The sequence below is a fragment of the Cellulomonas sp. P5_C6 genome (assembly GCF_054049635.1).
Window position 1 is genome coordinate 1 of the sequence record NZ_JBFULZ010000187.1, and the last position, 8154, is coordinate 8154.

7 protein-coding genes and 1 pseudogene are annotated in these 8154 nt (G+C 71.7%); all 8 read right to left on the minus strand.

The window, feature by feature from the left end; translation table 11 throughout:
* Window positions 1-591, minus strand: a pseudogene (locus ACXJKG_RS17120) (branched chain amino acid aminotransferase); the annotation flags it as partial.
* A gap of 68 nt (window positions 592-659) precedes the next feature.
* Window positions 660-1724, minus strand: coding sequence for a 3-isopropylmalate dehydrogenase (locus tag ACXJKG_RS17125; RefSeq protein ID WP_456846945.1), 1065 nt, complete (start codon window positions 1722-1724; stop codon window positions 660-662).
* A 62-nt stretch (window positions 1725-1786) separates the two neighbouring features.
* Window positions 1787-2341, minus strand: a complete 555-nt coding sequence (locus ACXJKG_RS17130) for an ASCH domain-containing protein (RefSeq protein ID WP_456846946.1) — start codon at window positions 2339-2341, stop codon at window positions 1787-1789.
* Between the two features lie 742 nt (window positions 2342-3083).
* Entirely contained in the window at window positions 3084-4112 is a 1029-nt protein-coding gene (gene ilvC, locus ACXJKG_RS17135; protein WP_456846947.1) for a ketol-acid reductoisomerase, read from the minus strand.
* A 51-nt stretch (window positions 4113-4163) separates the two neighbouring features.
* Window positions 4164-4688: an acetolactate synthase small subunit gene (gene ilvN, locus ACXJKG_RS17140; RefSeq protein WP_028047697.1), complete on the minus strand. Its 525-nt coding sequence runs from the start codon at window positions 4686-4688 to the stop codon at window positions 4164-4166.
* 3 nt (window positions 4689-4691) lie between these two features.
* A complete protein-coding gene (locus ACXJKG_RS17145) occupies window positions 4692-6539 on the minus strand; it encodes an acetolactate synthase large subunit (RefSeq protein WP_456846948.1) in 1848 nt (615 codons plus the stop codon).
* Window positions 6540-6789: 250 nt separating this feature from the next.
* The gene (locus ACXJKG_RS17150; RefSeq protein ID WP_456846949.1) at window positions 6790-7404 is read right to left on the minus strand and encodes a pyridoxamine 5'-phosphate oxidase family protein; all 615 of its coding nucleotides are present in this window, start codon (window positions 7402-7404) and stop codon (window positions 6790-6792) included.
* A gap of 108 nt (window positions 7405-7512) precedes the next feature.
* The coding region (locus ACXJKG_RS17155) for a DUF2306 domain-containing protein (protein ID WP_456846950.1) at window positions 7513-8154 on the minus strand (642 nt) is incomplete at its 5' end.

Below are 8154 nucleotides of genomic sequence, written 5' to 3' on the forward strand. Positions count from 1 at the left end.
GTGGTACTCCTGGTCGACCCAGATGGCGACGGGCCGCACGCCGCCCGCGAAGTACGGGCCGACGGGCGACGCGATGACGAGGAACTCGGCCTCGAGCGAGGGCCGCACGCCGAGGAAGCTCTCGGAGGCGTACATGAAGGGCCGCAGGTACAGGCTGGTCTCCTCGCCCGAGGGCACCCACGCACGGTCCGTCGCGACGAGCGCCTGGATCGCGCCCAGGAAGTCCGCCTCGGTCAGCTCCGGCAGCGCCAGGCGACGGGCCGAGCGTGCGAACCGCGCGGCGTTGGCCTGCGGGCGGAACGTCCACACGGAGCCGTCGGGGTGCCGGTACGCCTTGAGCCCCTCGAAGATCTCCTGCGCGTAGTGCAGCACGGCGGTCGCGGGGTCCAGGAGCAGCGGCCCGTACTTCTCGACGCGGCGGCCGGTCCAGCCGCTCTCCTGCGAGTACGAGATGCGGGCCATGTGCTCGGTGAACACGGTGCCGAACTTGGGTGACGCCAGCGCCGCTTCGCGCTGCTCGTCGGGGACGGGGGTGTCGGTCCGCGTCACCTCGAAGAGGTCGGCGGACGTCGGGGTTGCGAGGGTGCTCATCTGCGGGGGCCTTTCACCAGAGTCAGGTTTGACGGTACCGGTGAGGACGGCCGGGTGTCTCTGCGGGCCTAGCCGGCGATGCGCGCGGCGAGGTCCTTGCCCACCTCGGCCGTCGACCGTACTCGCTCGGCACCCGAGCGGTCGGCGATGTCGTCGGCGACCGCCTTCTGCACGCGCGCCGCGGCGTCCGTCAGGCCGAGGTGCTCGAGCAGGAGGGCGACCGACAGCACGGTGGCCGTGGGATCGGCCTTGCCCTGGCCCGCGATGTCCGGCGCGCTGCCGTGCACGGGCTCGAACATGCTGGGCGCGGTGCGGTCCGGGTTGATGTTGGCCGACGCCGCCAGGCCGATGCCGCCGGTGATGGCCGCCGCCAGGTCCGTGAGGATGTCGCCGAACAGGTTGTCGGTGACGATCACGTCGAACCGCGCCGGGTTGGTGACCAGGAAGATGGTCGCCGCGTCCACGTGCAGGTAGTCGACGGTCACGTCGGGGAACTCCGCGTTCACGGCCTCGACCGTGCGGCGCCACAGGTGACCCGCGTGCACGAGCACGTTGTGCTTGTGCACCAGGGTGAGCTTCTTGCGCGGGCGGGCCGCGGCACGGGCGAACGCGTCACGGACCACGCGCTCGACACCGAACGCGGTGTTCACGCTGACCTCGTTGGCCACCTCGTGCGGCGTGCCGACGCGTATGGYGCCGCCGTTGCCCACGTACGGGCCCTCGGTCCCCTCGCGCACGACGACGAAGTCGATCTCGCCGGGGTTTGCCAGGGGCGAGGCGACGCCCGGGTACAGCCGGCTCGGGCGCAGGTTCACGTAGTGGTCCAGCGCGAAGCGCAGCTTGAGCAGCAGCCCCCGCTCCAGCACACCGGACGGGACGGTCGGGTCCCCGATGGCGCCCAGCAGGATCGCGTCGTGCGCCCGGATCGCGTCGAGGTCGGTGTCCGTCAGCGTCTCGCCCGTGGCGTGCCAGCGGCGCGCGCCGAGGTCGAAGTCCGTCGTCGTCACCGTGACCGGGGAACCGTGCAGCGCCGTGTCGAGGGCCAGCAGGCCCTGCTCGACCACCTCGGTCCCGATGCCGTCACCGGCGACGACGGCGAGGCGGATGTCCCGGGCAGCGGTGGTGTCGACCATGGAGCGAGCCTAGACCCCGTCCCACCGCTCGGGACGGGTGTCTCAACCTACGGAACGTGTGGTCAGTCGACCGCGGGCGTCGGACCGCTGGTCGGGTAGATCAGCTCGAACCGCTCGAGCATGACGTCGATCGTCGACGAGAAGCCCTCCCCCAGCACCCGGCGCCACGACGCCTCGTGATGCGTGCGCCAGGACTCCAGCGACCCGTCGTCCTCGGCCTCCGCCGCGGCGTGCTCGGCGTCCACCTGGTCGAACGGGACGACCTCGACGTCGGTGGTGCGCAGGAGCGCGCGCGGGTTGCCCTCGCCGTCCACGACGATCGACAGGTCGCCGACGCGCGGGATCTCGAGGCCGACCTGCTCCAGCTCCGCGACGGCCAGCGCCGTGGCCGTCTTGCGGCCGTCCAGCACCCGCGCCAGCAGTTCCTCTGCCTCGGCGTCGTCGCCGTACGACCACGACGGCGGCGGCACCACGTCCTCGGGCGTCCCCCCGAGCACGCTGTCCAGCTTGCCGAACCCCACGTGCCCGCGGGCGGCCTGCCAGAACGCGGAGATCCGCACGTCCTCGACGGCGCCCTCGACGCCGTCCTCGGGTGCGCTCGCCTGCTCGTCGGTCATCGTCGTCCCTCCGTCGTGGTCCGCCCATCCTTGCGTACCCGCAGCCCAGCAGCACATCCGCACCGCCACGGCCGCCGAGCGCGCCGGCCCGTCGGCGACCGCGCGTCGCTCGTCGCCGACCGCGGGCCGCAGGCGGGCGCGGTCGGTCACCGACGACCGCGCTCGGCGACACGAGAGCGCGCTCGGCGGGCTCGGGTGCGTGGCGACTCCCCCGGAGGCGGCCGCGCGCAGATCGTCGCCGGATGCCGGTGCCGACATCGGGAGCGCGTGTGGCCGCGAACGCTGCCGGTTGTCGGCGAATGCCAKTGGTTGTCGCCGAGCGCGTACCTCCGGCGGGCGCGCTCGGTGACCGAAGACCGCGCTCGGGGACGCGAGGCCGCGCTCGGTGAGCTCGCGTGCGTGGCGACTCCCACGGGCGCGCGCGCACATCGTCGCCGGACGCCCGTGCAGACATCGGGGAACGCGTGCGGCCGCCACGAACGCTGCCGGTTGTCGGCGAATGCCGGTGGTTGTCACCGAGCGCGTACCTCCGGCGGGCACGCTCGGTGACCGAAGGCCGCGCTCGGGGACGTGAGACCGCGCTCGGGGACGCGAGGACGCGCGCCGGGGCGTGAGGCCGTGCTCGGGGCGTGAGGCCGTGCTCGGGATGCAGAACGGCGCCCCGGTCAGTGGCCGGGGYGCCGTTCGGTGGTGAACGGCGCCCCGGTCCGTGGCCGGGGTGCCGTTCGTGGTGCGGGGTGGGTCAGCGCGCGGCCGAGCCCTCGACGTAGTCCGTCTCCGACGGCTTCACCCAGGCGAACAGCTTGCGCAGCTCGCGGCCGACGGGCTCGATCGGGTGGTTCTGGCCCTTCTCGCGCAGGGCCTTGAACTCCGGTGCGCCGGCGTCCTGGTCGTTGATGAACCGCTCGGCGAAGGCACCGTTCTGGATGTCCGCGAGGACGGCCTGCATGTTGGTYTTCACGTCGGGCGTGATGACGCGCGGGCCGGACACGTAGTCGCCGTACTCGGCGGTGTCGGACACGGACCAGCGCTGCTTGGTGATGCCGCCCTCGAAGATGAGGTCGACGATCAGCTTGAGCTCGTGCAGGACCTCGAAGTACGCGACCTCGGGCTGGTAGCCGGCCTCGGTCAGGGTCTCGAAGCCGTACTGGATGAGCTGCGAGACGCCACCGCAGAGGACGGCCTGCTCACCGAACAGGTCGGTCTCGGTCTCCTCCGTGAAGGTCGTCTTGATGCCGGCGGCGCGCAGGCCACCGATCGCCTTGGCGTAGGAGAGCGCGAGGTCCCAGGCGGCGCCGGAGGCGTCCTGCTCGACGGCGACGATGACCGGCACGCCGCGCCCGTCGACGTACTCGCGACGGACCAGGTGACCCGGGCCCTTGGGGGCGACCATGAGGACGTCGTGGCCGGCGGCCGGCTTGATGTAGCCGAAGCGGATGTTGAAGCCGTGGCCGAAGACGAGCGCGGCGCCGTCCTGCAGGTTGGGCTCGATCTCCTCGCGGTACACGATGCGCTGGACCTGGTCGGGCGCCAGGATGACGACGACGTCGGCCTCACGGACCGCGTCGGCCACCGAGGCGACCTTGAGGCCCTGGTTCTCGGCCTTGGCACGGGACGCCGAGCCCTCGCGCAGGCCGACGGTCACGTCGACGCCGGAGTCGCGCAGGTTGAGGCTGTGCGCGTGCCCCTGGCTGCCGTAGCCGATGACGGCGACCTTCTTGGACTGGATGATCGACAGGTCGGCGTCGTCGTCGTAGAACAGCTCGGCCACGATGGGTCTCCTCGGTGTGTGGTTCTGCTTCTGCTTCAGGAACGGAACGTGCTAGGCGGAGCGGTTGACGCGCTCGAGAGCGCGGTCGGTGATCGAGCGCGACCCGCGGCCGATGGCCACCGTGCCGGACTGCACGATCTCCCGGATGCCGAACGGCTCCAGGGCGGCGAGCAGGGCGTCGAGCTTGCCCGGTCCGCCGGTCGCCTCGATGACGACCGTGTCGGGCACGACGTCGACGACGTGGGCCCGGAACAGCTGGACGACCTCGAGCACGCTGGTCCGCTGGGCGGTGTCGGCCTTGACCTTCACCAGCAGCAGCTCGCGCTGCACGGACGCGGCGTCCTCGAGCTCGACGATCTTGATGACGTTGATCAGCTTGTTCAGCTGCTTGGTCACCTGCTCGAGCGGCAGAGCGTCGACGTCGACGACGACCGTGATGCGCGAGATCTCGTCGTGCTCGGTGGGACCGACCGCGAGCGAGTGGATGTTGAACGACCGCCGCGCGAACAGGCCGGCGACGCGGGTCAGCACGCCGGGCTTGTTCTCGACGAGGACCGACAGGGTGTGGCGGGACATGGCTCAGTCCTCCCGGTCCCACGCGGGGCTGATCCCACGCGCGTACTGGATCTGGTCGTTGCTGACACCCGCGGCGACCATCGGCCACACCATCGCGTCGCGCGACACGGTGAAGTCGATGACGACGGGCTGGTCGTTGATCTCGAGGGCCCTCTTGATCGTGGCGTCGACGTCCGCCGCGGTCTCGCAGCGCAACCCGGCGCAGCCGTAGGCGTCGGCCATCTTCACGAAGTCGGGGACCCGCACGGTGCCGTGCCCGGTGTTGAGGTCGGTGTTGGAGTAGCGCGACTCGTAGAACAGGGTCTGCCACTGCCGCACCATGCCGAGCGACGAGTTGTTGATGATCGCGACCTTGATCGGGATCTCGTTGATGGTGCAGGTGGCCAGCTCCTGGTTGGTCATCTGGAAGCAGCCGTCGCCGTCGATGGCCCACACGGTCCGCGACGGGTCGCCGACCTTGGCTCCCATGGCCGCCGGCACCGCGTAGCCCATGGTGCCCAGGCCGCCGGAGTTCAGCCACGAGTTGGGCCGCTGGTACTTGATGAACTGCGCGGCCCACATCTGGTGCTGCCCCACGCCCGCGGCGAAGATCGACTCGGGCCCGGACAGCTCACCGATCCGCTGGATGACGTACTGCGGGGCCAGGTGACCGTCGGCCGGCTCGTCGAACCCGAGCGGGAACGTCGCGCGCCACTCGTCCAGCTGGCGCCACCACTCCTCGAGGTCCGGCTTGCCGTGCTGCGTGTGCTCGCGGGCCAGCTCCGGCAGCAGGTCCGCCATGACCTCCTTGAGGTCGCCGACGATGGGCACGTCGACGTGACGGTTCTTGCCGATCTCGGCCGGGTCGATGTCCGCGTGCACGACCGCCGCGTTGGGCGCGAAGGACGACAGCAGGCCCGTCACGCGGTCGTCGAAGCGGGCGCCGAGGGCCACGATCAGGTCGGCCTTCTGCAGCGCCGCGACGGCCGAGACCGTGCCGTGCATGCCCGGCATGCCGAGGTGCTGCGGGTGCGAGTCCGGCAGCGCGCCGCGGGCCATGAGCGTGGTCACGACGGGAGCGCCGGACGCCTCGGTCAGCGCGCGGAGCTCGGCGGCCGCACGGGCGCGGATGACCCCGCCGCCGACGTAGAGCACCGGACGACGGGACGTGGCCAGCAGGCGGGCGGCCTCGCGGATCTGCTTGGCGTGGGGCTTGGTCACCGGGTGGTAGCCCGGCAGCGTGAGCTCCTGCGGCCACGAGAACGTGGTCTGCGCCTGCATCGCCGACTTCGCGATGTCGACCAGCACCGGGCCGGGCCGGCCGGTCGAGGCGATGTGGAACGCCTCGGCGATGACCCGCGGGATGTCGTCGGCGTTGGTGACCAGGTAGTTGTGCTTGGTCACCGGCAGCGTGATGCCGACGATGTCGGCCTCCTGGAACGCGTCCGTGCCGATCATGGCCGCGGAGACCTGGCCCGTGATCGCGACCAGCGGCACCGAGTCCATGTGGGCGTCGGCGATCGGGGTCACCAGGTTGGTCGCCCCCGGACCCGAGGTCGCCATGCACACGCCGACCCGGCCGGTCGCGGCGGCGTAGCCGGCGGCTGCGTGCCCGCCGCCCTGCTCGTGCCGGACCAGGATGTGGCGGACCTTGGTCGAGTCCATCAGCGGGTCGTACGTCGGGAGGATCGCGCCGCCCGGGATGCCGAAGACGACCTCGACGCCGGCCTCCTCGAGCGAGCGGACGATCGACTTGGCGCCGGTGACGTGCTCGGGGCCGATCGCGCTGGTCGCCGCGGGGAGGGCGACGCGCGGGGTGGCTGCCGTGGGCGTGGGCGTTCGCGGCGGTGCCGGGTGTGGGCCCTGGACCATCGATGTCTCCCTGGATCGTGCTGCTGGGTGCTGCCGGTTCACGTGCGGTCCGAACACAGAAAAGCCCCTCGAGCCACGTACGGGCTGGACGAGGGGCGAGCGCGCTGACGAGGCCTGTGCGGGAGGCCTCTAGCCGGCGCGCTCAGGAAGTACTACGAGAAGCATGGTCGTCTGCACGTGTTGGACACTACGCCCACGTTTCCGATGTGTCACGCCGCCACCCCCGCGTCTCACATCGTGGTTCACGGGATCAACTGCTGGACGGCGCCGAGGACGCGGCACCCAAGTGTGCGTCCTCGTCCGGGACCGCGACCGGGTCCATGTCGAACGCCGGCAGCCCGTCGATGCTGGTCCGGTTCTTGAGCCGGCGGTAGTCCGCCTGCCCCTCCAGGCCCTTGCGCTCCATGTGCTGCGGCAGCAGGTCCCGCTCCCCCTCGAGCGCCATCCGCGGCACACCGTAGCCGCACGAGTCGGAGACGCGGTCGACCTCGACGACGATGACCGCGCGGGCACCGCGGGTCTCGGGGAACAGCGCGGCGAGCTCGTCGAAACCCTCGTCGTAGAGCGTGACGAACCGGCCGCGGCCGTAGAGCCGCACGATGTTGGGCGGGCCGGTGAACGCGCAGAACATCAGCGTGATCCGGCCGTTCTCCCGCAGGTGGGCGATGGTCTCGGACCCGCTGGCGGTGAGGTCGATGTAGGCGACGGTGTGCTCGTCGAGCACCACGAACGAGCCCGCGATGCCCTTGGGTGACAGGTTCACGTGCCCGTCGGGCCCGCTCGGGGCCGTGGCGACGAAGAACATCGGCTGCGCCTCGACGAACTCGCGCAGCCGACCGTCGATGGCCTCGTGCACCTTGCCCACGCCTGCTCCCTCGTCCGTGCGACTCTCCTCCGAGAGTAGCGAGGGGCCGGTCGGGGCCGGACAGGTGAACGGCATGCGGACACCCGGGCCGGCCTGTCCGCGAGCGGTTCACCTGTCCGGGAGCACGTGGGCCGCGGGAACCGGGTCGACGATCCGAAGGGCCGGGAGGCCTCGGCGGCGGACCAGCAGCTCGGCCAGCACGAGGTTCGGGATCCAGGCGAGGAACGGGACCACCGCGTACGCGTTGGTGAACGCGGCGTCGGCGTCGGCGCCCGTCACGATCCACGGCGACTGCGCCGCCATGAGCACGCCGAGCCAGAGCCGCAGTGTCACGGCGGCGTAGGTCAGCGAGAAGTTCCGGATCATCCACGCCTGGTGGCTGCGGACGTCGCCCTCCCGGATCGACCGGTAGCCGCGCCAGCCGGTCCACAGCCACAGCGCGGCGAGGGTCCCGAAGCCCGCGAACCCGACCATCCCGGCCGTGTTCACGGGCGCCAGCGCCAGTGCCGCGAGGCCCCCGACCAGCACCGCGACGAGGTAGGTCCGGCCGATCGCCCGGTGTACCGGGCGGAACCGGTCGCGCAGGCCGCGCCAGAGCTGCAGCGGACCGAGCACCAGCGCGATCCCGCCGCCGACGACGTGCGCGTAGAACGCCGCGTGGACCCACCCGGGTCGCCCCTCGTACGCGCCGGCGAGCCCGACGGCGTCGCCGGCGAGCACGTGCAACGGCGTCGTGAGGTACGGCGTGAC

What these genes read in the sequence shown, in the direction of transcription:
- ACXJKG_RS17145 (WP_456846948.1), bottom strand. Translation starts at nt 6,539, where the DNA reads ATGGTCCAGGGCCCACACCCGGCACCGCCGCGAACGCCCACGCCCACG.
- ACXJKG_RS17130 (WP_456846946.1), bottom strand. Translation starts at nt 2,341, where the DNA reads ATGACCGACGAGCAGGCGAGCGCACCCGAGGACGGCGTCGAGGGCGCC.
- ilvN (WP_028047697.1), bottom strand. Translation starts at nt 4,688, where the DNA reads ATGTCCCGCCACACCCTGTCGGTCCTCGTCGAGAACAAGCCCGGCGTG.